Origin of the sequence: Mammaliicoccus fleurettii, from assembly GCF_003970575.1 — a bacterium.
Classification (GTDB): Bacteria; Bacillota; Bacilli; order Staphylococcales; family Staphylococcaceae; genus Mammaliicoccus; species Mammaliicoccus fleurettii.
Window position 1 is genome coordinate 1 of record NZ_RXWZ01000176.1, and the last position, 26,605, is coordinate 26,605.

Annotated in this window: 22 protein-coding genes, 2 pseudogenes and 1 riboswitch; of the genes and pseudogenes, 17 read left to right on the forward strand and 7 right to left on the reverse strand. The window is 32.7% G+C overall.

The genetic code is table 11. The features are described from left to right. Positions 1-403 precede the first annotated feature (403 nt). Entirely contained in the window at positions 404-1,888 is a 1,485-nt protein-coding gene (gene mqo / locus CD129_RS11645; RefSeq protein ID WP_078357428.1) for a malate dehydrogenase (quinone), read from the reverse strand. 320 nt (positions 1,889-2,208) lie between these two features. On the opposite strand from mqo, the gene CD129_RS11650 reads away from it, so the two are divergent. Next, complete coding sequence (locus tag CD129_RS11650; protein ID WP_115337030.1) at positions 2,209-2,511, forward strand: hypothetical protein; 303 nt, start codon at positions 2,209-2,211, stop codon at positions 2,509-2,511. Between the two features lie 595 nt (positions 2,512-3,106). Then, positions 3,107-4,906, forward strand: a complete 1,800-nt coding sequence (locus tag CD129_RS11655; RefSeq protein ID WP_115337029.1) for an acyltransferase family protein — start codon at positions 3,107-3,109, stop codon at positions 4,904-4,906. Positions 4,907-4,999: 93 nt separating this feature from the next. On the opposite strand, the gene CD129_RS11660 is transcribed toward CD129_RS11655, so the two are convergent. From CD129_RS11660 to CD129_RS11670, 3 genes are all read right to left on the reverse strand, one after another. Continuing rightward, complete coding sequence (locus tag CD129_RS11660) at positions 5,000-5,521, reverse strand: VOC family protein (RefSeq protein ID WP_174221860.1); 522 nt, start codon at positions 5,519-5,521, stop codon at positions 5,000-5,002. Between the two features lie 170 nt (positions 5,522-5,691). Then, a complete protein-coding gene (locus tag CD129_RS11665; protein WP_078357523.1) occupies positions 5,692-6,669 on the reverse strand; it encodes an LLM class flavin-dependent oxidoreductase in 978 nt (325 codons plus the stop codon). A gap of 5 nt (positions 6,670-6,674) precedes the next feature. Further along, positions 6,675-6,971: a DUF3219 family protein gene (locus CD129_RS11670; protein WP_115337027.1), complete on the reverse strand. Its 297-nt coding sequence runs from the start codon at positions 6,969-6,971 to the stop codon at positions 6,675-6,677. Positions 6,972-7,218: 247 nt separating this feature from the next. On the opposite strand from CD129_RS11670, the gene CD129_RS11675 reads away from it, so the two are divergent. The 5 genes and pseudogenes from CD129_RS11675 (at position 7,219) to CD129_RS11690 (ending at position 13,508) form a co-directional block, all read left to right on the forward strand. Beyond that, complete coding sequence (locus tag CD129_RS11675; RefSeq protein WP_115337026.1) at positions 7,219-9,084, forward strand: BglG family transcription antiterminator; 1,866 nt, start codon at positions 7,219-7,221, stop codon at positions 9,082-9,084. A gap of 79 nt (positions 9,085-9,163) precedes the next feature. Further along, positions 9,164-10,549, forward strand: a pseudogene (locus CD129_RS11680) (PTS fructose transporter subunit IIC); the annotation flags it as partial. 138 nt (positions 10,550-10,687) lie between these two features. Then, positions 10,688-11,125: pseudogene (locus CD129_RS13600) on the forward strand (PTS sugar transporter subunit IIA); the annotation flags it as partial. A gap of 83 nt (positions 11,126-11,208) precedes the next feature. Further along, positions 11,209-11,308: riboswitch (TPP riboswitch) on the forward strand. 109 nt (positions 11,309-11,417) lie between these two features. Then, positions 11,418-12,170, forward strand: coding sequence for a 3-oxoacyl-ACP reductase (locus CD129_RS11685; RefSeq protein ID WP_115337024.1), 753 nt, complete (start codon positions 11,418-11,420; stop codon positions 12,168-12,170). Between the two features lie 30 nt (positions 12,171-12,200). Further along, positions 12,201-13,508 (forward strand): NtaA/DmoA family FMN-dependent monooxygenase, encoded by a 1,308-nt coding sequence (locus CD129_RS11690; RefSeq protein WP_107509289.1) that lies wholly within the window; start codon positions 12,201-12,203, stop codon positions 13,506-13,508. Here the strand turns inward: CD129_RS11690 and CD129_RS11695 are convergent. Beyond that, positions 13,505-14,428 (reverse strand): AEC family transporter, encoded by a 924-nt coding sequence (locus CD129_RS11695; protein WP_107509290.1) that lies wholly within the window; start codon positions 14,426-14,428, stop codon positions 13,505-13,507. The two genes, CD129_RS11690 and CD129_RS11695, sit on opposite strands and share 4 nt — an antisense overlap. 400 nt (positions 14,429-14,828) lie before the next feature. Here CD129_RS11695 and CD129_RS11700 point away from each other — a divergent pair, with 400 nt between their 5' ends. After that, positions 14,829-16,073, forward strand: a complete 1,245-nt coding sequence (locus CD129_RS11700) for a Glu/Leu/Phe/Val family dehydrogenase (RefSeq protein ID WP_107509291.1) — start codon at positions 14,829-14,831, stop codon at positions 16,071-16,073. A gap of 108 nt (positions 16,074-16,181) precedes the next feature. Here the strand turns inward: CD129_RS11700 and CD129_RS11705 are convergent, their stop codons facing one another. Continuing rightward, positions 16,182-17,108 carry an osmoprotectant ABC transporter substrate-binding protein gene (locus CD129_RS11705; RefSeq protein WP_170167702.1) on the reverse strand — a complete coding sequence of 309 codons (927 nt, stop codon included), beginning with the start codon at positions 17,106-17,108 and terminating at the stop codon, positions 16,182-16,184. Positions 17,109-17,300: 192 nt separating this feature from the next. On the opposite strand from CD129_RS11705, the gene fni reads away from it, so the two are divergent. From fni to CD129_RS11730, 5 genes are all read left to right on the forward strand, one after another. Continuing rightward, positions 17,301-18,341, forward strand: a complete 1,041-nt coding sequence (fni, locus tag CD129_RS11710) for a type 2 isopentenyl-diphosphate Delta-isomerase (protein WP_107509292.1) — start codon at positions 17,301-17,303, stop codon at positions 18,339-18,341. Between the two features lie 553 nt (positions 18,342-18,894). Next, positions 18,895-19,869: an SMP-30/gluconolactonase/LRE family protein gene (locus CD129_RS11715; RefSeq protein ID WP_107509293.1), complete on the forward strand. Its 975-nt coding sequence runs from the start codon at positions 18,895-18,897 to the stop codon at positions 19,867-19,869. A 119-nt stretch (positions 19,870-19,988) separates the two neighbouring features. Then, entirely contained in the window at positions 19,989-20,912 is a 924-nt protein-coding gene (gene mvk / locus CD129_RS11720) for a mevalonate kinase (protein ID WP_107509294.1), read from the forward strand. 5 nt (positions 20,913-20,917) lie between these two features. Beyond that, positions 20,918-21,901 (forward strand): diphosphomevalonate decarboxylase, encoded by a 984-nt coding sequence (gene mvaD, locus CD129_RS11725; protein ID WP_107509295.1) that lies wholly within the window; start codon positions 20,918-20,920, stop codon positions 21,899-21,901. A 12-nt stretch (positions 21,902-21,913) separates the two neighbouring features. Then, positions 21,914-22,990, forward strand: coding sequence for a phosphomevalonate kinase (locus CD129_RS11730; protein ID WP_107509296.1), 1,077 nt, complete (start codon positions 21,914-21,916; stop codon positions 22,988-22,990). A gap of 149 nt (positions 22,991-23,139) precedes the next feature. Here CD129_RS11730 and CD129_RS11735 read toward each other — a convergent pair whose 3' ends face one another. Beyond that, positions 23,140-23,610: a peptide-methionine (S)-S-oxide reductase gene (locus CD129_RS11735; RefSeq protein ID WP_115337023.1), complete on the reverse strand. Its 471-nt coding sequence runs from the start codon at positions 23,608-23,610 to the stop codon at positions 23,140-23,142. Between the two features lie 143 nt (positions 23,611-23,753). Here CD129_RS11735 and CD129_RS11740 point away from each other — a divergent pair, with 143 nt between their 5' ends. The 4 genes from CD129_RS11740 (at position 23,754) to trhO (ending at position 26,463) form a co-directional block, all read left to right on the forward strand. Continuing rightward, complete coding sequence (locus tag CD129_RS11740; RefSeq protein ID WP_115337022.1) at positions 23,754-24,230, forward strand: GNAT family N-acetyltransferase; 477 nt, start codon at positions 23,754-23,756, stop codon at positions 24,228-24,230. A gap of 133 nt (positions 24,231-24,363) precedes the next feature. Further along, positions 24,364-24,696 (forward strand): SPIN family peroxidase inhibitor, encoded by a 333-nt coding sequence (gene spn, locus CD129_RS11745; protein ID WP_115337021.1) that lies wholly within the window; start codon positions 24,364-24,366, stop codon positions 24,694-24,696. Positions 24,697-24,838: 142 nt separating this feature from the next. Then, positions 24,839-25,300, forward strand: coding sequence for a MarR family winged helix-turn-helix transcriptional regulator (locus CD129_RS11750; protein ID WP_115337020.1), 462 nt, complete (start codon positions 24,839-24,841; stop codon positions 25,298-25,300). A 215-nt stretch (positions 25,301-25,515) separates the two neighbouring features. Continuing rightward, entirely contained in the window at positions 25,516-26,463 is a 948-nt protein-coding gene (gene trhO / locus CD129_RS11755) for an oxygen-dependent tRNA uridine(34) hydroxylase TrhO (protein ID WP_115337019.1), read from the forward strand. Positions 26,464-26,605 lie beyond the last annotated feature (142 nt).

Sequence of the window (26,605 nt, forward strand, 5' to 3'; positions counted from 1 at the left end):
GATTAATTGCCGAGTTAATCTACAACTTTCCTCATCTCTTAGATTAATTGCCGAGTTAATCTACAACTTTCCTCATCTCTTAGATTAATTACCGAGTTAATCTACAACTTTCCTCATCTCTTAGATTAATTGCCGAGTTAATCTACAACTTTCCCTATCTCTTCGATTAACTAACGAGTTAATCTACAACTTTCCCTATCTCTTCGATTAACTAACGAGTTAATCTACAACTTACCTCATCTCTTCGATTAACTAACGAATTAATCTACAACTTACCTCATTTTTTGAAAAAATAGCATGTTTTGTACAATCTAGCTCCAAACTATTCGATACTAACTCATTAATACAAAAAAAGAAGCAATATTCCTCTACGGAATATTGCTTTCATACGATCAATTCTATTTTATTCTTCTAATTCTAATTCTTTAGCTGTTTGTTTACGGATTGTTTGTAATAATTGAGCATCTTCAATTAAAGATTCACCATATGATGGAATGATTTCTTTAATTTTAGGTTCCCATTCTTTAATATATTGAGGGAAATTCTTCTCAATAACTTCTAATGCTACTGATACAGATGTTGATGCTCCTGGTGATTCACCTAATAAAGCAATTACTGTATGGTCTTCTGAATTTACTACTTCTGTTCCGAATTGGATAAATCCTCTACCATGTTCTTCTGTATCTTTAATTACTTGTACACGTTTACCTGCAATGTGAATATCCCAATCTTCGTCTTTAGCATTAGGAACAAATCGACGTAATTCTTTCATACGGTCTTCTTTACGTTGCATCACTTGTTGAATTGAATATTTTACAAGTGATAAGTTTTTAACACCTGATGATAACATTGTAACAACATTGCTTGTATTAATAGATTTGAATAAATCTAAGTTAGATCCATTTTTCAAGAATTTAGGTCCGATTGCAGCAAAAGGTCCAAATAATAGACTTTCTTTCCCTTGAATATAACGTCTATCTAAGTGAGGAACTGTCATTGGTGGTGTGCCAGGTGGCTCTTTACCATATACTTTCGCATCGTGTTCATTAACAATTTTAGGGTTGTTACAAACTAAGAATGCACCACTAATTGGGAATCCTCCAAGATGTTTACTTTCAGGAATTTTTGTTTTTTGTAATAAAGGAATCGCATTACCACCAGCACCGATAAAGATATAATCTGCTACATGAGTTTGTGTTTCTCCAGTTGCAAGATTACGTACTTTTACTTCCCATTTACTATTTTCAAGTTGTTTAAAGTCTACAACTTCGTGACGGAAATGTACTTGAGCATGGTCATGCTTTTCAATATTTTTAACTAATTTACGAGTTAATTCACCAAAGTTTACATCTGTACCTTCATTAATCTTACTTGCAGCAAGAGGTTCGTTTGAATTACGACCTTGCATCATTAAAGGCATCCACTCTTCTAAAACTTTATGGTCTTCTGTATATTTTAAACCTTCAAACATCGCTAATGATTTTAATGCATCATAACGACGTTTTAAGAAATCTACATTACGAATACCCATTACAAAACTGATGTGTGGTAATGGTCTAATAAATTCTTTAGGATTTTCGATTGCTTTACTCTTAACTAAATATGACCAGAATTGCTTAGACACTTCGAATTGTTCATTGATTTCTTTAGCTTTTTCAACATCAATAGAACCGTCTTCTTGCTCAACCGTGTAGTTAAGCTCACATAAAGCAGCATGTCCAGTACCAGCATTGTTTTTTTCATTTGAACTTTCAATAGCCGGCTGATCCAGTCTTTCAAATAATTTAATATTCCAATCTGGTTCAACATTTTTCAAAAATGAACCAAATGTCGTACTTAAAATACCAGCACCAATTAAAATAATTTCTTTTGGTTGCTTATTATCCATTTTAATCACCCTTCTCGATTAATATCCATAATATTCTTATATAAAAATAACAATCTCTTTTGAGCTTATCAATAACAAACTAAATCTTTATATAAAAACGCTTATAATACAAGAAAAAATCTGTATATCATTATATTAAAACAACTGGTATCAAATGTAAATTAGAAGATGTGAAAGCGCTAATATATTTACCTCCCAATTTTTTTGAGCATTCTAATTGTGTTTTTAGTCGTGTAATAATACACTAAAGATAATTAGGAACTGTCTCTCTAGTTTTAAATTTTGGATTTTAATATTTAGTAATCAAGGAGGTTTTTCAAATGACTGTTGAAGGTAAAAATTTTATCAAAGTGAACCGACAAAATGAGCATAGATCCTCAGAAATTTCAGTAATGATTGAAGAAGGTGGATTAGGCGCCGATAGTTACTATCAAATTGTTAAACCAAATGCTAGTCACAAAGAGACTGAAGAAAATATTTTTCAATTTGAAGAAGAAGTTAGTCAAAAAAATGATACTGATTTAATCGATTTACTCATTGTAAATGCACAAGAACATACTGCAGAAAATTATAAAGAAGCGTTGAATATCATTAAAGCTGAATTACTCAAACGTATGGGTTAATTCAATATTTAGGATTACTAGAATAGCAGTGTTAAGGACATAATTTCGAGTAATGTCCGTATGAGGTAGCGTTAGGGACATAATTCTGAGTAATGTCCGTATGAGGTGCTGTCGCTAAGGAGCATTATCCAGAATTCTGCCAGTTAGAACTTTTTAAGGAGCATTATTCAGAATTTTGCTAGTTAGAACTTTCTAAGGAGCATTATTCGGAATTATGCCAGTTAGAGCTTTCTAAGGTGCACTATTCAGAATTATGCCAGTTAGAGCTTTTTAAGGTGCAATATTCAGAATTATGCCAGTTAGAGCTTTTTAAGGTGCAATATTCGGAATTTTGCTAGTTAGAGCTTTTTAAGGTGCATTATCCAGAATTATGCTAGTTAGAACTTGCTAAGGTGCTCCACATATTGGCCAGATAGTAAAAGTATGATGAAGCAGAGGCTGGGACAAATTAATTGTCCCAGCCTCTGTTTCATTTTTCCAAAAACCTTATTTATGTACCCTCTCTGTTTTATCCTTTTTATGTATATATTTGTCAAATTATGGTATAATTCTACCGATTCAAATATATACATTTATTACAAGGAGCCAATAAACAATGCATGGTCAAGAAAAAAAGATAAATAGCCATCCAATAAGATATTTATATGGCTTAGATGGATTGAGAGCTTTAGCTGTTATATCAATTATCATTTATCACCTTAATCCTAAATGGTTATCGGGTGGTTTTTTAGGTGTTGATACGTTCTTTATCATTTCTGGCTATTTAATAACGAGCATACTCTTACACGAATATAATCATACCGGCTCAATTGATTTGATTCAGTTTTGGAAGAAAAGAATTAAAAGATTACTCCCGGCAGTCTTATTTTTAATAAGTGTTGTCTTAATATATACATTGATTTTCGAACCTAATATCATTAAGAATGTTAAACAAGATGCTCTTGCAGCATTATTTTATGTTTCAAACTGGTGGTATATTTTTCATGATGTTAGTTACTTTGATAGCTTTAAAATTATGCCACTGAAACATTTGTGGAGTCTAGCCATTGAAGAACAATTCTATATTGTATGGCCACTGTTACTCTTACTCTTAATTCGTATTAAGAAACTGAAAAAACATTTTTTACTGATTATTTTTATTTGTTCTCTCATTTCTGTTTTAGCAATGATTTTTATCGCACATCCTAATGCTGATAATTCGAGAGTTTATTTTGGTACGGATACTAGATTGCAAACTTTATTGTTAGGTGTTCTGCTAGCATACATATGGCCACCGTTTAGATTAAAAGATAAAATCAAATTACCACTTAAGATAACAATTGAATCTTTTGGCCTCGTTTCAATAGGATTACTCATTATATTTATTATGACTGTTTCCTCAAATGATAATTGGTTTTATTTTGGTGGTATTTATTTCATTTCATTGTGTACACTTCCTGCAATAGCTAGTGCTGTTCATCCTAGCACGCTATTATCAAAAATATTGGGTAATAGAATATTTTTATGGATTGGTCAAAGATCATACAGTTTGTATTTATGGCATTATCCAGTTATAACATTTACTAATAGACACTTTGTTCAAGGACATATACCATTTTATATAATTATTGGAGAAATCATTTTAACTTTGATATTAGCGGAATGTTCATACCGTTATGTTGAAGTGCCTTTTAGAAAAGAAGGATTAAAATATTTCATACCTAATAAATATGCGTTAAAAAAAATGATTTTAAGAAGTTGCACTGCCCTAATATTGATAAGCTGCTCAATTATTACTTTATTCGGGCACTATGACTATTTACAACACGAAAATAAAAAAGAAGTAAAGACTGCTTATACTGTAACAGGTAATGACACCTCACATAAAAATGTCATTTTACCTGTACCTAAAATAGATATAAACAAACCACATACCACTAATAAAAATATCCATAAAGATCCACCTTTATTTATTGGAGATTCAGTAATGGTTGATATAGGAGAAGAACTTCATAAAAATTATCCAGATTCTATAATAGATGGTAAGGTGGGACGTAATTTATATGATGCCATTCCACTCGTTCAAGATAAGTACAGTGATTTTAAACAAAAAAACCAACAAGTAGTACTCGAACTCGGTACAAACGGTGACTTTTCATATGAAGATTTAAATAATTTAATTAGTCTGTTCGGAGATTCTAAAGTGTACGTAGTAAATACAAATGTTCCTCGAGATTGGAAAAAAAGCGTAAATGAAAAATTATCAAAAGTTGCCAATACACATAAAAACGTACAATTAATAGATTGGAACTGTAGAGCAGAAGGTAACACAGACTACTTTGCATATGATGGTATTCACCTAGAACGTAAAGGCGTACAAGCACTCGTTTCTGAAATAAACAAACATTTAAAATGATGATATTGTAGGCTAACGAGCTTGTTTTATGAGCCTTGATCATTACACAAAACTCCCTGAAGTTAGATTATATAATCCAACTTCAGGGAGTTTTTATTTTTCTGGTGTGAATACTTCCGCTTCACTATTTTCTGGGTAATAAAATCCTGAAGGTACAGTTTGTAATTCTATTAAACTTCCCCACGGCGCTTGCACATAGACAGTTTTATTTCCTTCTGTATCTTCATATCTTGTATTATCATGTGGCTCTGATAATACTACACCACCTGCTTTTTGTATACGTTCAAAAGCTTTATCAAATTCATCTACATAAAATGACAAATGTGTATAACCTACATCTTGTAACAAAACAGGTTCTTTTTGTTTAGCATCTTTGAATTCGAACATTTCTATATTAGGACCATTACCAAATACCATCATTCTCTTTTTAATTATTTTAGCCCCATCTTCAAGTCCTAATACATTTTCAACAAACTCTCCGGCTCTTGGAGTATCAATTTCTGTTTGACTATCATAAGCTATTTTTCCATCAAGTGCTTCTTTGAAAAATTCAGTTGCTTCATCGATATTAGGAACCGTTAATCCTATATGATTAATTCCTCTTGTAATACTCAATGAAATCTCTCCTGTCTCATTTTGACTATTAAAAACGAGTGTCATTATGGCTATTTTGTTTCTCTTTCTTTCGTCTTGATCTCACTGTTTCTTCTATAATTGAACCTACTATGAGGCCGACTGATATAATTATTTTACCTATTAAAAGAATCATGGAAATCACCCTTTAATTAGACTAATAACGCTTGTGCGATTAATCGATACGATTGAATTCTGTCTTCATAAGAAATTGTATTCGTACTAATCATAATCTCGTCACAACCATATTGATTTTGGAGTGATTGAAGTTCTGATTTAATCTTTTTAGCATTTCCTATAATCATATTGTTCTTCATTTCATCTAGCATGCTTATTTCTCTTTCAGAAAGTTCTTCATACTCGACTACTTTATGATTTTTATCATCACTTTGAACTGCTGGAATTAAACTTTTTACTGCAAGCTCTTCCGCTTCTTGTGTTGTTTCTGCGCATATAACAGATACTGTGACAATCACTTCAGACTTCTTACCAGACACGCTCTCCTTAAAATGGTCACGATAACTTTGAACGATTTCTGTTCCATCTTGATCGCTCATGAATTTTCCAAACACATATGGCAATCCATATTTAGCTGCTAACAATGCACTTTTCTCACTCGTACCTAATAACCAAGGAACAGGCGCAACATCTGGTTTAGGCAACACGGCTACTTTGCTATACTCATGTTCTTCTGGAAAATTATCTTCTAAAAACATAAGCAATTCATCTAACAATTCAGGTAATGCCCAAACTTGCTTTAAATATTGAGTAGATAACGCATTTGTCGCTTCTGCTGAACCACCTGGTGCCCTACCTATACCTAAGTCTATACGATTTGGAAACAATGTAGATAAAGTATTAAATAATTCCGCCACTTTATAAGGTCGGTAATGCGGTAATAATATAGCGCCAGCGCCTATTCTAATCTTTTTCGTATGCGCACCGATGTATGCCAATAACACTTCTGGTGCAGAGCTTGCGAGGTTTGATAACCCGTGATGTTCAGTCAACCAATATCTTGAATAACCTAATGATTCTCCCAATTTAGCTAATTCTACTGATCCATTTAAGGCATCTTGAGCAGTTTCATTTGGAGAGATTGGCGCTTGATCAAGTATACTCAATTTCATATTTATCATTCCTTTGTTTCTTCTGGTATTTCAACAAGAATGAGTCTATATTGCGCAACTTGATCTGACTCATATAAATTCGTTAAAGATGTAGCATAATTGAATATCTTAGCTTTAAAACGCTTATTTTTTTCAGGAATATTTATATCGAACTCTTCCCTATATAATAAAACGGCAATGTCGTGATACGCTTCACTTGTTACATCAAATTCAATTGATATCTTGTATAATCCTTGATCCACTTCATCTTCAAAATGAGTTAATTGAACACACGTGTCATCTATATAAATTTCTTTAATCAAATTATCCCACCTTAGTAATCATTTCTTATAGATAATTATAATATTTATGTACTTATATTACTTGTTATTTGTTTATTTGAATGTGTAATGATTTTTATTATTCACAATTCTACTTATGTAATACTTGTAACTTAAATTTATAAAGTTCAACAAGCTTCGTTACTGATCAAACTTGTTTATCATATTTTTAATGCTTACAATGTAATGGAAACGGAATAGAATGATTTGGGGAATGTGGTGAAAGAATATGTTAGATAGACACATTAAGTTAATTAAGTTATTACTACTAAATAGTGAAAGTTATTTAAACGGGAATGAAATAGCTGACTATTTAATCGTTTCTAACCGAACTGTAAGAAACGATATTAAATATATTAATACTGAAATTATTGAAAATGTCATTATAAGTGTTAAAGGTCGTGGATATAGGTTAAACAAAGAGCTATATAGCATTAATGAGATAGAAAATATTTTAATACAATATACTGAAAAGAACGGGCAAACGATGATAAAGCTAGCTTATCAACTGCTTATGTATAAACAATCTGTTACTTTAGATCAATTAGCGCAAGATTTTAATTTAAATAAAAATGAAATTATAGACTATATTGCACAAATTCAATCTTGGTGTGAGTCTTTTGATATTTCAATTAAACTCGTTAAAAGAAAAGGTGTAACAATTAAAGGTAATGAAATGGATATACGAAATGCAATTCTCCATTTAAATCAGCTTTCTACTAATGATGTCAAAGTAGAAGATTTTATTATTCATGAAATCCCAAAAGCACATAGTCAACTAATCATGTATATTATGGAACAACATTTAAATGAACAAGGTATCCAAACTTCTAAAGTGCATATACGACAATTACTTGTACACCTAATTATTATTTTCAAAAGAATTAAAGAATCAAATGAAAAATGGGACATTAACGAAGAAGCACTCGTCATTTCCCGGGCAATTATTCAAGACATTAATCAACAATTAAAATACAATTTAAGCGATGAAACAGCAAAGTTATTTTCATTCTTTATTAGTTATTATTTTGATAAATACGATCTTGGATTTAAGCATATTTTCATCCAAAGTTATATAGATAGACTGATACACCAAATGAATCTGAAAGTTGGCATCGATTTCGAGCATGATGACTTACTTCGTGAAAATATTTATTCACATTTTAGTAGAACTTATTTAAGGATTGTAAAAAATATTTATATAAACAATCCACTTACCGATGATATTAAACGACAATATCCTTTTGTTTTTAATGCATTATATGAAACGGTTAATCATCTTGAGTCAGATGCACAACTTAATTTAAGCGAGGATGAAATTGCCTTTTTAGCATTACATTTTCAATCATCAATTGATAGAAATGTACAAGAACACTTCAATATTGTCATTACGTGCTATTACGGTCTCGGCATTTCAAGTTTATTAGAAGCACGCATACAAAAACTTAACGACAAAATTAACATTACAGATACGCTAAAACTTGAAGACGTTCCTCAATATCATTTTTCTAATACTGATATACTCGTTACGACACATGAAATCGATATGGCAAACGTACCTGATTCAGTTGAGGTCGTGCACGTTTCTCCATTATTTTCTGAAGATGATGCAAATAAAATTCAAACCATTTTAAATCAAAAGCAAAACCCAATCCTAAAAAAAGATGCCTTATCACCCATTGAATTTGTATCTCAACCTATTCAACAAAATGAAACTACAACAGTAGATATTTTTGAACAAACTCAAATTATATTGGAAGATAAACATGCTATAACAAATGGTTATATCGAAAGTGCTTTAGAACGCGAAAAATTCTCCTCAACTTATATAGGAAACAATATTGCGATACCACATGGTGATCCTACACGTGTTCTTAAATCTCATGTATTGATGTTTAGACATCGGCAAGAGGTACCTTGGAAGCAACATAAAGTAAAATTGATTTTCTTTTTAGCAATCGCTGATAGAGATGCTCAAGTTATGAAAAAAATCATTCATAGTATAGCTGCACTTAGTGAACAAGACGTAGAATATTTATTAAAACTTGATGATAAACAATTCAAAAATAAAATCATAAAACGATTTAAAGAATAATTGCCACTACTAACGGCAATTATTCTTTTTTATTAGCTTTTGAATGCGTTTACAATGAACTTAAGAAGGAGATGACGTTATGAAAATATTAGCTATAACATCTTGTCCAAACGGGATAGCACATACATACATGGCTCAAGAAAAATTAGAGCAAGCTGCTAAAGAAATGGGCATAGATATAAAAGTAGAAACACAAGGTGGTGTTGGGGCAGAAAATGTACTAACATCAAAAGAAATTAGAGAAGCAGACGGCATCATTATTGCTGCTGACAGACAAGTTGATTTATCACGCTTTGACGGGAAACGATTAATTAACGAAAGTGTAAGAGAAGGTATCCACAATCCTCAACTACTTATTCAACGCATCATTGATCAAGACGCTAAAATACATCATGATAAAAATGGTAATAAACAAGCTGATGATGATGATCAAAAAAGTGGTCTACAAATGGTATACCAACATTTAATGAATGGTGTTTCCTTCATGGTTCCATTCATTGTAGTTGGTGGTTTATTAATGGCTATAGCATTAACATTAGGTGGAAATGCTACGCCAGAAGGATTGAAAATTCCAGAAGATTCATTTTGGAAATCTATAGAAAACATTGGTAGCTTAGCATTTAGTTTCATGGTTCCTATACTAGCTGGTTATATTGCGGTCAGTATTGCCGATAAACCTGGTCTAGTTCCAGGTATGATTGGTGGTGCAATTGCCGCTGACGGAAGTTTCTATGGCAGTGAAGCTGGCGCAGGTTTCTTAGGTGGTATTGTTGCTGGTTTCTTAGCTGGTTATATAGCAAAATGGATTAAAAACATCAAAATTCCAAAAGCGATGGCACCTATTATGCCAATTATAATTATTCCGATTATATCTTCAATAATAGTAGGACTCATATTCATATTTGTTATTGGAGCACCAATTGCCAGCATTTTTGAAGGATTAACAACATGGTTAAAAGGTATGCAAGGTGCAAATAGTGTCATCTTAGCCCTTATTATTGGCGCAATGATTGCATTTGATATGGGTGGTCCTGTAAATAAAGTAGCTTTCTTATTTGGATCAGCATTAATTGCTGAAGGTAACTATGCAGTTATGGGTATGGTTGCAGTAGCAGTATGTACGCCACCAATTGGATTAGGACTAGCAACATTCTTTAATAAACGTAAATTTAATAAAGGTGAAATTGAAATGGGTAAAGCTTCATTCACAATGGGACTTTTCGGTATTACTGAAGGTGCTATCCCATTTGCAGCCCAAGATCCATTACGAATTATTCCAGCAAATATGGTTGGCGCAATGGTCGCTGCCGTTATAGCATCTATAGGTGGCGTTGGAGACAGAGTAGCCCATGGTGGACCAATCGTAGCTGTACTTGGTGGTATAGATAAAATATTATGGTTCTTTATAGCTGTTATTGTCGGAAGCATCGTGACAATGCTTGTAACATTACTTTTAAAGAAAAAAGAAACATCATTAGTCACAACTGATACTGCAGATTCAGACAATAACCTTACATCTTCTTTCATGGGAACTGAAGATGATGATCATAAAGAAGAAACAACATCAAACACTGAAAAAAAAGAAGAAATTACAGAAACGTTCGAAGTATTTGATAAGAATGTTATAACAATAGAAAATCGTAACATGTCTAGAGATGAAGCTATAGATAAACTTATTCAAAACTTAAAACATCATAACTATATTGAAGATGAACAAATTTTGAAAGAAGGCGTACTTAAACGTGAGTCAGAATCAACGACTGCAATAGGTATGAATGTAGCCATCCCGCACGCTAAATCAAATGTCGTTAAACAACCAGTTGTAGCAGTACTCAATAATAAAAACGGTGTAGATTGGGAAAGTTTAGATCATACACAACCAAAAATCATCTTCCTAATCGCCGTACCAAATGACAGTAGTGATACACACTTAAAACTACTACAAAGATTATCCCGTACACTGATGGACGACGAAACACGAGAACAATTAATAAATGCAGATAGTACTGATAAAATATATAATATATTGAAAGAAATATAATTTGAAGCACTCAGTATGAATCTTGCATCTCTTAGACTAACTTGACATAATTACCTAAAAACTATACATTGAAAATAATTAAATAGATGCACTAGGGGTGTTTTAAACTGAGATGAGTATTTACTCAAACCCTTCGAACCTGAACTAGTTCATACTAGCGTAGGAAAGTGTTGGTGAAATGAATTTGTAGGGACGAATATGCCCTTTTATAAATAGCTTTCTAATTTTACACAACTTTCTTACGAGATGGTTGTGTATTTTTTTATTTAAATTTTGATTAGGAGTGATTTAAATGACTAGAACAGTATTAGTTACAGGAAGTAGTAGAGGTTTAGGTGCAACAATTGCACGTACATTAGTAAATGAAGGTCATCAAGTTATCATCAATTACAACAACAGTAAAGAATCCGCTGAACATCTTGTTGCTGAACTTGGGAATGAACGTGCTATTGCTATTAAAGCAGACGTTACAAACCGTAAAGAAGTTAATCAATTAATATCAGAAGGAACAAAACACTTTGGACAAATTGATGTTGTTGTTAATAATGCACTCGTTAACTTTAAATTTGATCCTGTTAAGCAACAACCTTTTATGGATCTTTCTTGGGAAGATTATCAACAACAAATTGATGGTACTTTAAAAGCTGCTTTTAATATCGTTCAAAGTGTGGCGCCTCAATTTATTGAAAGAAAACATGGAGCTGTTATTAGTATTGGAACAAACCTATTCCAAAATCCCGTTGTGCCATATCATGAATATACAACTGCAAAAGCCGGATTAATCGGTTTCACACGCAATATTGCAGCAGAATTAGGCCAATATGGTATTACTGCAAATGTAGTATCTGGTGGCTTACTAAAAACGACCGATGCAAGTTCAGTTACAACACCTGATGTGTTTGATTTAATTGCCCAGTCTACGCCTCTAAAAAAAGTTACAACTCCACAAGATGTTGCAAATATGGTGAGTTTTTTAGCGTCAGATAAAGCAACCGGCATAACAGGGCAAAACTATACTGTTGATGGTGGTTTAACGATGAACTAGCATTTCAAACGAGAATTAAGGAGAATATGAATGAAAAAATTCAATCATGAACAACTAAACATCGGTGTCTTATTATATGGATGTGGACATCATCAAGCTGCATGGCTTATGGAAGATTCATATATCGAGCAAATTGGAGATATTTCATACTATCAATCATTGGCTCAGCTTTCAGAAAAAGGATTATTAGATGCAGTGTTTTTTGCTGATAATCAATCGTTCCCTGCTATTGCAGACAGTGAAATGCCAGCATTTTGGCTAGACCCAATCGTGAATTTAACTGCTATATCTCAAGCAACAAAACATATTGGATTAGTTTCAACTATATCAAGTTCTTTCTCAAATCCTTATACTGCAGCTAGACAACTTTTAACGCTTGATCATGCTACTAATGGACGCGTCGGTTGGAACTTAGTTACATCTATGTCCGACTTAGAAGCACAAAATCATAGTATGTCTGCTCTCCCACCACACGATAAAAGGTATCAACAAGCTTATGAGTTTGCTGATTTAATGGATAAATTGTTCACTTCTTGGCATAAAAAAGATTTCATACATTCGCGAACAACAAATCAATTGATTAAACACGAACATATTCATTCTTTTAATCATTCTGGAGAGCATTTTCAAGTCAATGGACCTTTATCGACACCAAGCAGTCCACAAGGTAAACCTGTCGCTATGCAAGCAGGCGCTTCTAAACAAGGAATTGCTTTAGCAGTCAAACATGCTGATGCTGTCTATTCTGTTTCTTGGAATTTGAAACAAGCAAAAGCCTATAGAACCAAATTAAACAACGCGATTCAGCAAAGTAACACTCCGAATAAATACATTAAAGTATTCCCTGGATTAGTAACTTATGTGGCTGAAACGCATGAAGAAGCTTTGCTTAAAAAAGAAAAATTAGATAAACGACTTCCAATAGAAAATGCTATAAAACAACTTAGCACTTTTGTAAGACAAGACTGTACAAAATGGTCATTAGATGAACCCGTTCCGGAATTGCCTCCAGTAGAATCATTCGATGGTCCAGTAGGCAGATATGAAACTATTTTAGAAATTATTGAAGACACCCAACCTACAGTAAGAGCATTATTAGGTTATCTCAATGCTGGCGGTGGGCATCTTACTTTAATAGGGACACCTGTTGAAATTGTAGATGAAATGGAACGTTGGTTTAAATTAGGCGTAGCTGACGGCTTTAATTTAATGCCCCCTACTCTTCCATATAGTTTAGAAGACTTTGTGAAATTTATTATTCCAGAGTTACAACGTCGTGGACTTTATCGTGAATATTACTCAGGAAATACTTTTAGAGAATATTTAAATTTACATTAAAAAATAATATGAGATAAATAAATGACGATAACTACAGAAATCGAGCTGAATAAAGTAGACATAAAGACAAGTTCTGCCGCCAATTCTGGATAATTATCATATTCTTGAGCAATAACCGAACTATTTACAGATGTCGGCATAGCTGAAGCAATAAATAAAGTTTGTGCAATAATACCATCCAACCCCATGCATTTTATAATAACAAGTGCAATCGCTGGACCAACTATCAGTCGAACAAATATATAAATATACGATGACGACCATCTGAAGTTAATTTTAATGTTCGCAATTTGAGCACCTAATAGAATTAAAGCAACTGCAATCATGGCGTCAGACAAATAACTAACTGTTGTCCACATAAATTCAGGAATTGGAATATGATTGTAGTTTAAGATGATTGCTAGTAAAAGCGCATAAATAATCGGCATCTTAAAATAATTAATGAGTGCTTTAAGTTTACCTAATTGAACAGATTGAATCGCAAAGACACCATATGTAAACGTAAAGATATTTTGTAAAGTTAACACAATCACTTGCGCTGACATTGCTAGTGGATCACTCTTAAAAACAATATCATTTAATGGTGCACCATAATTACCAGAGTTAAAAAAGAGCACGCTGTTCGTCAATGTCGTCTCTTTACCTTTATCTAAATTCTGTATTTTTGCCAATGCGAAAGCAACGATATATAACATCACGATGTAAATAATAAAGAAGATAACAATAGAAAACAGTAAATTAACAGCTAAGTCAGCGTTGTAGAACTTCGCAAAAATAAACCCTGGAACGAACACGTTAATATTCAATTTAGCTAACGTTCTCAAGTCTAACTTAACACGCTTTTGTAGAACATAACCTAATCCTGTCATTAGAAAGATAGGTACAACAACAGTAAGTAAAATATTGAACATTTCAGCCAAAAAAACACCCCCTCTTTCAAGTAACAAATGCTATTGATTACATTTATCATAACATTGTTAACAACTTGTTGGAGGGGGTATTTTCAGCGAGTACGTTATAACAAAAACGAGGCTAGGACATTTAACTTGTCCTAGCCTCGTTTCACACTATAATAAATCTTTACTCGTTATATTTGAAACAGCTCATAAGTTTACTATAGCACATTTCCCATTTAACCCCAATTAAAAGGCATTACTTCTCTTTTAAAGGATATTTACTATACAAATAAAAATTATAAAATTTTCGAATTTTTTAGTAAATTCTGTTTATTTTATTGAAAAATATTTTCATAAGTACTATGATTAGTTTTAATATGTTTTTTTAAAACATAGTTTTTATACATACGAAGGAGAGTCAATCATGAGTGAAAAAAGTAATCTTGTTACTTCAACACAGAATATTATTGAAGAAGCATTATATAAATTAGGTTATGATGAAGGCCTTTACGAGCTTATTAAGGAACCTGCTAGATTCTTAAAAGTTCGCATACCAGTAAAAATGGATGATGGTTCAGTACAAACTTTTACAGGCTATCGTTCTCAACATAATAGTTCAGTAGGACCGACTAAAGGTGGCGTTCGTTTCCATCCAGATGTCGACGAAAATGAAGTCAAAGCTTTATCTATGTGGATGACTTTGAAATGTGGCATCGTTAATTTACCTTATGGTGGTGGTAAAGGGGCCATTCAATGTGATCCTCATAATATGAGCAAGACAGAACTTGAACGATTATCTAGAGGTTTTGTCAGAGCAATATCTCAAATTGTTGGACCTTCTAAAGACATTCCGGCACCTGATGTGTACACGGATGCTCAAATTATGTCGTGGATGATGGATGAATATAGTTTGATGCATAAAGTAAATGCGCCAAACTTTATCACAGGTAAACCGATTGCATTAGGTGGTTCACTTGGACGTGAACAAGCGACTGCATTAGGTGCTGTTATTACAATCGAAGAAGCGGCTAAACGTAAAAATATTAAAATAAAAGATTCACGTGTTGTCATTCAAGGATTTGGTAATGCTGGTAGCTTTATCGCTAAAATTCTACATGATAAGGGTGCGAAAATTGTCTGTATTTCTGAAAGTCGCGGTGCATTATATGATCCTGATGGTTTAGATATTGATCATTTATTAGAACTGCGTAAAGAACATGGTAGAATCACACCTTTATTTGATAATCTTATTACAAATAGTGAATTATTTGAAATTGATTGTGATATTTTAGTACCAGCAGCGTTAGCTAACCAAATCACTACTCAAAATGCCGGTGATATTAAAGCAACTATTGTAGCTGAAGCTGCTAACGGCCCTACTACACAGGAAGCTACACGCATCCTTACTGAGAATGGTGTATTATTAATTCCAGACGTATTAGCTAGTGCTGGTGGCGTAACTGTTTCCTACTTTGAATGGGTTCAGAACAATCAAGGTCTTTATTGGACTGAAAAAGAAGTCAATGATTTATTAAAAGAAAAGATGGTTGAAGCTTTTGATAAAGTGTATGAAATATCTCAAAGTCGACATTTAGATATGAGATTATCTGCCTATGTCGTAGGAGTTAGACGAACTGCCGAAGCAACCCGTTTCAGAGGTTGGGCTTAGCATTATATATAAAGTAAGAGGCTGGGACAAATTATTGTCTCAGCCTCTTATCATTAGATTCGCATTAGTTAACCGGATGGGATTTCTGACTTACTTCTGCTTTTACATTTATTCGAAATAATTATGTTTTTTTAGGAACTTTTCTGCAATAATAGCTGGTTCTTCTTTTTCACCATCAGCTTTAAAATTCAGTTCTTGCATTTTTTTCGTAGAAACTTTATCAAGTAATTTTTCGATTGATTTTTTAGATTTCGGATTTTCTTTTAAATATTCATTTGTTGCTAATGGACTTGCATCATAAGGTGGGAAGAAATGACGATCATCTTCTAAAGTCACTAAATCATAGGCAGCAATTCTTCCGTCTGTCGTATAACCAAGTGCTGCATCGATACTCTTATTCTTCAATGCATCATATACGAGTCCAATTTGCATTGATCTTATATGTTCAAATTCAAATCCATAAGCTTTTGTAAATGCTGGATAGCCGTCACCTTTACGCTTTATCCATGTCGCATCACTTGCAACTCTTAGTTCATCTTTATGTTTTTCTAGATCTGATACCTTTTTCAAATTATATTTTTTAGCTGTTTCTTTAGTTACAGTAAAAGCAAAAGTATTTTCAAATCCATATGAATCAAAAAATGTTTGGTCAAATTTATTTTGAAAACCTGTCTTAACTGCTTTTTCAGCTTTTTTAGTATTTGTAATAGGATCAGAATCAAGCGCACCTACTAAATCAGTACCTGTATATCTTGTAGCAGATATTTGAGCATCATCATTTAAAATTGCATTATGTTCAATGGCTGCAGAGCCAAGATTATTTACAATAACCGGTTTAACTTCCCCATTTGTATCATGTTCAATTTGTAGTCGAATCATATGTGCCATAATTTGAGATTCGCTTGTCGCAAGCGCAGTTATTTTAACACTGTCAGCCGATGCTCCGCCTAACCCCGGCAATGAACACCCACTTAATAATAATGTACAAATCATAATTAAAGTGAATTTTTGAAGTTTAATAACGTTCTCCTCCATAAGTTATATATCTATAGTATTTACTATTTATATTAACACAAATAGCTAATTCTGTTTTTCTAGTCTATATGAACGGCAGTCTACACGGTGTCTAGAATGATATTGTTTAGTTTATATTCAATATGACAACTGCTATAATGTGTATGAGATAAAATAAATCATTAAACATTTAGATGCACGGAGGATAAATGAATGGACGACTCACTAAGAAGTAAAAGAAAGAATGAACATATTCAATTAGCTTTAGATACTTATCAATATGCAGGTACTGATTTTGATAAAGTACAGTTAATTCATCAATCCATTCCTTCAATAAATAAAAATCAAATCGACTTATCTGTACAATTCCCTCACTTCACTTTCAAATATCCTATTTATATCAATGCGATGACAGGTGGAAGTGAAAGAGCAGCAACAATAAATAAGGAATTAGCACAAATTGCGAAAGCATGTGATATTCCAATGGCAGTCGGTTCTACACATTCAGCTTTAAAAGATTCTAATGCTGAATCTAGCTTTACAGTTGTACGAGATGAGAATCCTGATGGACTAATTTTTAGTAACGTTGGAGCAGATATCGAATACGCTAAAGCAAAAAAATCAATTGAATTATTAAATGCAGATGCCTTACAAATTCATGTTAACGCACCACAAGAATTAATTATGCCTGAAGGTGATACTGAATTTGAAAATTGGTTAACAAACATTCAAGAAATCCAAGAAAACATTGATATACCAGTCATTATTAAAGAAGTAGGCTTTGGTATGAGCGCCGAAACAATAAAAAAAGTAAAAAATATAGGAATTCAATATGTTGATATAAGCGGTAGAGGTGGAACTAACTTTGCAGATATTGAGAACCAAAGAAGACCATTAAAAGACATGGCCTTCTTAAATCAATGGGGACAAAGTACAGTACAAAGTTTACTAGAAGCTAAATTATTAAACACAGATATCCATGTACTAGCAAGTGGCGGTGTTAAGAACCCATTAGATGCTATAAAATCATTAGTATTAGGTGCAGAAGCAGTCGGCCTATCTGGATACGTACTTAAATATCTAGACGAGTATGGAGTAGAAGATACAATAGAACATATGAAACAATTCATAGAACAAATGCACGTAATAGCAAACTTGTTGAATGCATCTAAAGTATCAGATTTAAGATCAGTCGGTTATGTATTGTCACCAGATTTACAAACATATCTAGAACAACGCTCAAAAGTAATATAATTTCAAAAAACGTAGCAGCTTTTTCTAAATCAGGAAAAGCTGCTTTTCATTTGTGAAATGTCTTAGATTAATTGTGGAATTAATCTACAACTTAGCCCAACTCTTCGATTAACTACTGAATTAATCTACAACTTACACCATCTCTTCGATTAACTAACGAATTAATCTACAACTTTAGCCTTCTCTTCGATTAACTACTGAATTAATCTACAACTTTAGCCTTCTCTTCGATTAACTAACGAATTAATCTACAACTTTAGCCTTCTCTTCGATTAACTAACGAATTAATCTACAACTTTCTCCATCTCTTCGATTAACTCTCTATTTAATCAAAGTCTTCCAATATATCATAATTTTACTCAGCTTTTCTCCTCTTATATTTATGTATTTATCCTATACACCCCCACTATCTCCTGTATATAAGACTTTTTTACGATATAATATTCATTTTCAATGTAAGATATAAAGTGATAATATTAAACATATATCTTAATCGTATCTTTAAAGTGCACGCTCGCTTTTTTATAGAGTATAAATTGAAGGAGAGTTGAATATGACTAATCAAGATATTCCATCTTTATATTACACAGAAACCTCGAAAAGTGCTGTTCCACTTCTTGAGAGTGAACAACATATACAAACTGTTACTGCCGACCCTTGGCTAAAAATTTCTGACGAAGGTCTTCAATTAGAAGGCTTGTGTTTTGATAGAGATCATAATCTTTTTTTATGTGAAGTATTTGGAGGAACCATTTTTAGAGTAGACTTACCTGAGAAAAAAGTGAATACTGTATTCAAATCTGAGAAAACAAACCCAGCTTCTGTTAAAATACATAAGGATGGAAGCTTATATTTGTCTTACTTAGGTGATTTCAAAAATTCTGGTGGTGTTATATCCACTGATTCGAACGGTAATAATCCTCAAAGTATTGTTTCAGACATAGATACTGAATATTGTATTGATGATTTAGTATTTGATAGTAAAGGTGGTTTCTATTTCACTGATTTTAGAGGGTACTCTACTAACCCTCTTGGCGGTGTTTATTATGTTTCACCAGATCATCAAACGATTACACCTATCATTCAAAACATGGCTGTAGCAAACGGCATTGCACTAAGTACAGATGAACGTATCCTTTGGGTTACTGAAACAAACGCCAATAGATTACATCGTATTTCTTTAGAAGAAGATGGTGTTACGATTGAACCATTTGGCGCATCAATTCCTTATCATTTTACTGGTCATGAAGGTCCGGATTCTTGTTGTATAGACAGTGATGACAACCTTTATGTCGCTATGTACGGTCAAGGGAGAGTTCTTGTATTCAACAAAAATGGTTACCCTATTGGACAAATATTAATGCCAGGTCGAGATCAAGGTCACATGTTAAGATCTACACACCCTGCGTTTATCCCAGGTACAAATCAATTAATCATTTGTGCTAACGATATAGAACGTGGTGGCGATTCTTGGTTATTTACAGCAAAAGGCTTCGCAAAAGGACATAATAGTTATCAATTTCATTAAAAGTGTAATTTATATACATTAATTAGTTAAAGTTTTTGAATATATGGTGACAGAGCTTTATAATAATATAGTGTTGTTTAACAAAAATAAAATAGGAAATATTAAAGGTGATTGAAAATATGGCACAAATAGGATACGGGGAAGCAAATGGTAAAGTCATTTTAATAGGAGAGCATGCTGTTACTTTTGGACAACCAGCAATAGCAATTCCATTTACAACAGGTAAAGTGAAGGTAACAATTAAGTCTCTTAGTAAAGATGACGCTTCATACATTAATAGCGATGTATATGAAGGTCCGTTACAACAAGCGCCTGAACATATAAAAGCTGTTACGACTCGCTTTGTCGAAAAACATCATATAGAAGACTCTATAAATGTTACTTTTGAAACGAATCTTCCCCCTTCAAGAGGATTAGGTTCCAGTGCTGCTATGGCTATCGCCTTTGTAAGAGCAAGTTATGATTATATAAATAAGCCACTTACCGACGAATTATTAATAGAAGAAGCGAATTGGGCAGAACAAATCGCTCACGGCAAACCGAGTGGCATCGATACTCAAACAATTGTTTCTAATAAACCTGTATGGTTCCATCAAGGAAAAGTAACAACTTTAAATCCTTTAGCATTAAAAGGATATATGGTTGTAATAGACACTGGTGTTAGAGGCTCTACAAAGAAAGCAGTAGAAGACGTCCATAACTTATGTGATCATAATGAGCAATATATGCGATTTATCGAACATATTGGCAATCTCGTATATGAAGCAAACGAAGCAATTGAACGTCATGATTTCAACCAATTAGCACATGTGTTTGAGCTAGCTCAAGATAATTTACGAAAGCTTACTGTCAGTCACGATAATATCGAAGCATTACTTGAAATAAGCAAAACACAAGGAGCAACTGCTGGTAAACTCACTGGCGGTGGTCGCGGCGGTAGTATGATTGTCCTCGCACAAAACCTTGAAATAGCTGAAAAAGTGGCAACAAGTGCTGAAAAATTCGGTGCACATCATACTTGGATTGAAAACTTAGGAGGTTAACGAGATTGAATATTAGTGGCAAAGCCCGTGCACATACAAATATTGCTTTAATTAAATATTGGGGAAAAGCCAATGAGGACTTAATCATTCCCATGAATAATAGTTTATCCGTTACACTAGATAAATTTTATACAGAAACTAAAGTAACATTTAGTCCTGATTATAAAAAAGATACTTTAATATTAAATGGACAAGAAGTTAGCGAAGAACAATCTAAGAAAATTTATCGTTTTATGGATATCGTTAGAGAACGTAGTCAATCATCATTACATGCACACATCGAAAGCGTCAATTATGTACCTACTGCTGCTGGTCTTGCATCTTCTGCAAGTGCATATGCAGCCTTAGCAGCTGCTTGTAATGAAGCGTTAGATTTAAACATGTCAGATAAAGATTTATCTAGATTAGCACGAAGAGGTTCCGGTTCTGCTTCAAGAAGTATTTTCGGCGGATTTGCTGAATGGGAAAAAGGAATCGATGATGAAACATCATATGCACATTCAATAGAATCAGATGGTTGGGAAGACGATTTATCTATGATATTTGTCGTTATTAATAACCAATCTAAAAAAGTCTCTAGCCGTTCAGGTATGTCTCACACACGCGATACATCTCGATTCTATCAATATTGGTTAGATCATGTAGATGAAGATATTGCATCTGTAAAGCAAGCAATTAAACAGAAAGACTTCAAACATTTAGGTGAAGTCATAGAAGAAAATGGATTACGTATGCATTCTACAAACTTAGGTGCACAACCACCTTTTTCTTACTTAGTTCCTGAAAGTTATGAAGTTATGGAAATTGTCCACAAATGTAGAAAAGCTGGATATCCATGCTATTTCACAATGGATGCTGGACCAAATGTTAAAATTTTAGTTGAAAAGAACAACCAACAATATATAATAGACGCTTTACTTGAATCTTTTAATGAAGAACAAGTTATTGCGAGTGACATTACTCACACAGGTATTGAAATTATGGAATAAGGAAGAGATAAAATGATTCAAGTCAAAGCACCAGGAAAGCTGTATATCGCTGGAGAATATGCAGTTACAGAACCTGGATATAAATCTGTATTAATCGCAGTTGACCGATTTGTGACGGCAACTATTGAAGATACTCATTCAACTTCAGGATTTATCCATTCTAAGACTTTACATCATGAACCGATTACTTTTAAAAGAGAACAAGATAAAATAATCATTTCTGATACAGATGCAGCAGATCAACTTAAATATATTACACAAGCTATTGAAGTGTTTGAGCAGTTTGCTAAAAGTTCAAACGTCACTTTAAGACATTACAATCTTACAATAGATAGTAATCTTGATGATTCATCAGGACATAAATATGGATTGGGTTCTAGCGCAGCAGTATTAGTTTCCGTTATAAAAGCGTTGAATGAATTTTACAATATGCAATTATCCAACTTGTACATCTATAAACTAGCCGTTATCGCAAACATGAAATTACAAAGTTTGAGCTCATGCGGTGATATTGCTGTTAGTGTTTATACAGGATGGTTAGTATATAGTACATTTGACCACGATTGGGTAAAACAACAAATCGAAGAAACATCTGTATTGGATGTTCTATTTAAAAACTGGCCAGGCTTACACATAGAACCACTTCAAGCACCAGAACATATGGAAGTACTAATCGGATGGACAGGTTCACCAGCCTCTTCACACCATTTAGTAAGTGAAGTTAAACGCTTGAAAGCTGATCCAACAATATATGGACAATTTCTTGACCAATCGCAAACATTTGTCGAGCAACTTATAAAAGCTTTTAAAACAAATAATATTCAAGGCGTACAAGAAACAATTAGAAAAAATCGCACAGTCATCCAATATTTAGATTCATTCGCTACAATAGACATCGAAACACCACATTTAAAAAAATTATGTGAAATCGGCGAAAAATATGGCGGCGCAAGTAAAACATCTGGCGCAGGTGGCGGTGACTGTGGCATAACAATCGTTGAAAATGATAAAAACAAAAGAAAAATATTTGAAGAATGGTCTAAGAACAACATCAAACCACTCAATTTCAGCATTTATCACGGACAATAAAATATACCAAAAGAACCCCTTTACTGAACGAATAAACACGTTGAGCAAAGGGGTTCTTTCGATATAGAATAAATTAATCTACATCTTCAACTAAAACTCATCTCTTCCTAATCAAAAACTAAGCACAGCCATCGGTTTATGACTGTGCTTTATTTATATTTATTCATTAATGTTTTTGGGATATGACAATAATCATTGGGGAATTTATCTAATCTGTCTTGATGTTCTTTTGCACTTTTTACATAATTCATCAACATCTTAACTTCTACTGCAATTTTTTCTGCATCGTATTGATTTTTAATAAATTGACGAGCAGTTTCTAAATGTTCTGGTTGCTCACTATAAATGCCTGTTCTATATTTCAAACCAACATCTTCACCTTGTTTGTTCACACTATAAGGATCAATAATTTCAAATAAATAACTCATCATATCATCAACTGTTACAATTTCAGGATTAAAGTTAACCTTTACACATTCTGCATAGCCATCATACTCACCTTCAATTGTACTACTTCTGCCATTTGCCCTACCTGCTTCAGTCTCTATTACACCTGGTAAAGTCTTCAAAAAAGCTTGCACTCCCCATAAACAACCACCAGCTACATATATAGTTTCCATCATTAACGCTCCTAAAAATAAGATACACTCATTATACAAGAAAGTAATATAAATACACTGAATTTCAATTGTTATGTTACAATACATTAACTCAAATTTTAAAATTCAGCTGTTTCACAATAAATTGGAGAACGAGGTGTTATATGAAACTAGTAGCTTATGATGACGCATACTATGAAAAAATAGAAAACTTTCAAATCAATTCTTCACAATTAGAATTCACTAATGCACCACTTGATAACATAAAATTAGCAAAACAAAACCCTAATAGACATTGTATACTGGGATTATCCAACCAAAATGATTTAGTTGTATTCTACGTCTTACATGAAGATTGTGAGTTTACAAATTACTTTTCGACACCAGCAGAATCAACGATATTTATAAGATCTTTATCAACCGACGAACGTCACCTTAGAAAAGGTTATGCTAGAAAAAGTTTAGAACGCTTAGACTCATACTTATTTGAACATATGCCACATATCAAACACATAGCTTTACTCGTAGACAAACCAAATCAAATTGCCTATCAATTATATACTAGTCTCGGCTTCAAAGACGTGAAAGTAGAAGTAGATAATGATGGGGATATTCAATTATTGATGGAGAAAAGCTTATAGTAAAGCAACTTATCTACTACCTACCTCCTAATCCTTAACTATTTCTTAACTAATATTAAATAACTTTTAACTGCCTCTTTTTTATGTTTTTTTATATTATAATCAACTCATCAAACGATTTGGAGATGATTATATGAATATTAAAAAGTTAATTCCTGTTACTTTAGCAACTGTTATTTTAGGTTTTGGGGCAGCTAATATTACTGAAGCGAATCATGCTGATGCGAGAACTCATTCTCAAAATGGACTCACTTTACATGATGATACTCGCTTACCCTTCCATACCAATCAAAATTTAGCAGCGCTTTTGAATAAGGATAGAGATGCTTTAACTAAAAACCAACTTATTGATTATTTTAAAATGTTAGGTTTTAAAAATGTAGGGCAAGTTATACAAACTGCTGAAAAACAAAATTTAGATGTATCTGAATTTAATAAGTACAGAAATCACACAGGTTGGGAATAATAAAAAGCAGGGACAAGTACACGTCCCTGCTTTTTTTAATTCTTATTTGTACATACTAAACTATTTCCCTTCCAAAACTTTTCCTACTAATAAAAATTTGGTAAAATCTATTCCATAAAATTCATTAAATGGAGGATTTAATATGGAAACGTTAGATAATAATGAAAAATTAAAAGATTTTAAAACGAAACTTTTAAGAGTAAATGCTAATTTTAAATTTCTATGTGCCCATGTTGCTAATGAGAATGGTTATTCATTGAATTTTTGTAACTTATTATATGTAATAAGTGAAAATGAAGGAATGACTTTAGCAGAGTTAGCTGAATCTGTTGATATGGATAAAGGAAATTTAAGTAGATTGCTGAACCAACAAATTCAGAGTGGATATGTTGAGAAGAAAATGGATGCTATTGATAACAGAAAAATACGTGTTTATATTACGGATACTGGTCAAAGTAAAATAAACGAAATTAGCCAAATTTGTATTGCAAATCTTGATCAATTATTAAATATATTGCCTGAAGAAGAACTCGAAAATTTTATGATAACTTTAAATAAATTAGATGCACATTTCAGTGTTCTTTCTAAAAGCTTAAAAGATTAAACGTCACTCCATCTCTATTTCTAGTTTAATTTTCTAAATAAAAACGATTTCATATTATTTTACAAAATCAAACAATTGAAAAATGCAACTTTTTTGATACAATATAATGAGGATAAAAATGTGCACTCATATAAATATTGTTCCACACTTCAACAAAGATAATATCAAATAGACTTTTATATAAATTAATAAAGAAAAATAGAGGAGATAAGAAAATGGATTATAGAGTATTATTGTTTTATAAATATACAACAATTACTGACCCCGAAACTTTTGCAACAGAGCACTTAGAATTTTGTAAAGACTTAGAACTTAAAGGTCGTATTTTAGTAGCAACTGAAGGTATTAACGGTACACTTTCAGGTACGAAAGTAGATACAGACAAATACATGGAACAAATGAAAGCAGACGAAAGATTTGAAGGCATCACTTTTAAAGTTGATGAAGCTGAAGGTCATGCTTTCAAAAAAATGCACGTACGTCCAAGAGCTGAAATCGTAGCTTTAGATTTAGAAGATGATGTAAACCCAATAGAATTAACTGGTAATTATTTATCACCTAAAGAATTTAAAGAAGCATTATTAGCAGATGATACAATTGTTATCGATGCTAGAAATGATTATGAATATGACTTAGGTCATTTCCGTGGCGCAGTTCGTCCGAATATTACAAGATTCAGAGATTTACCAGATTGGATCAAAGAGAACAAAGAACAATTTATGGATAAAAAAATCGTCACTTACTGTACAGGCGGTATCCGTTGTGAAAAATTCTCAGGATTCTTACTTAAAGAAGGATTCGAAGATGTAAGCCAATTAGAAGGTGGTATTGCAACTTACGGTAAAGATCCAGAAACTAAAGGTGAATACTGGGATGGAAAAATGTATGTATTTGACGAACGTATTAGTGTAGATGTGAATCAAGTAGAAAAAACTGTAGTTGGTAAAGAATGGTTCGATGGAACACCATGTGAAAGATATATTAACTGTAGTAATCCAGAATGTAACCGTCAATTCTTAGTAAATGAAGAGAACGAACATAAATATTTAGGTGCATGTTCACACGAATGTGCAGAACACGAAAGCAACCGATATGTAAAAGCACATGACATCAGTGAAGAAGAAAAAGCAAAACGCTTAGAAAACTTTAAAGAATTAGTATAGAAGATAGTGGATGACTTCCAATATAATGATAAGAGGCTGAGACAAATTTTAATGAGCTGACCCCAATTTGTGGGAATAAAATAAAAACACTTTCGTTGAATTCATATTAAAATGAATTTATACGGAGGTGTTTTTTCTATGA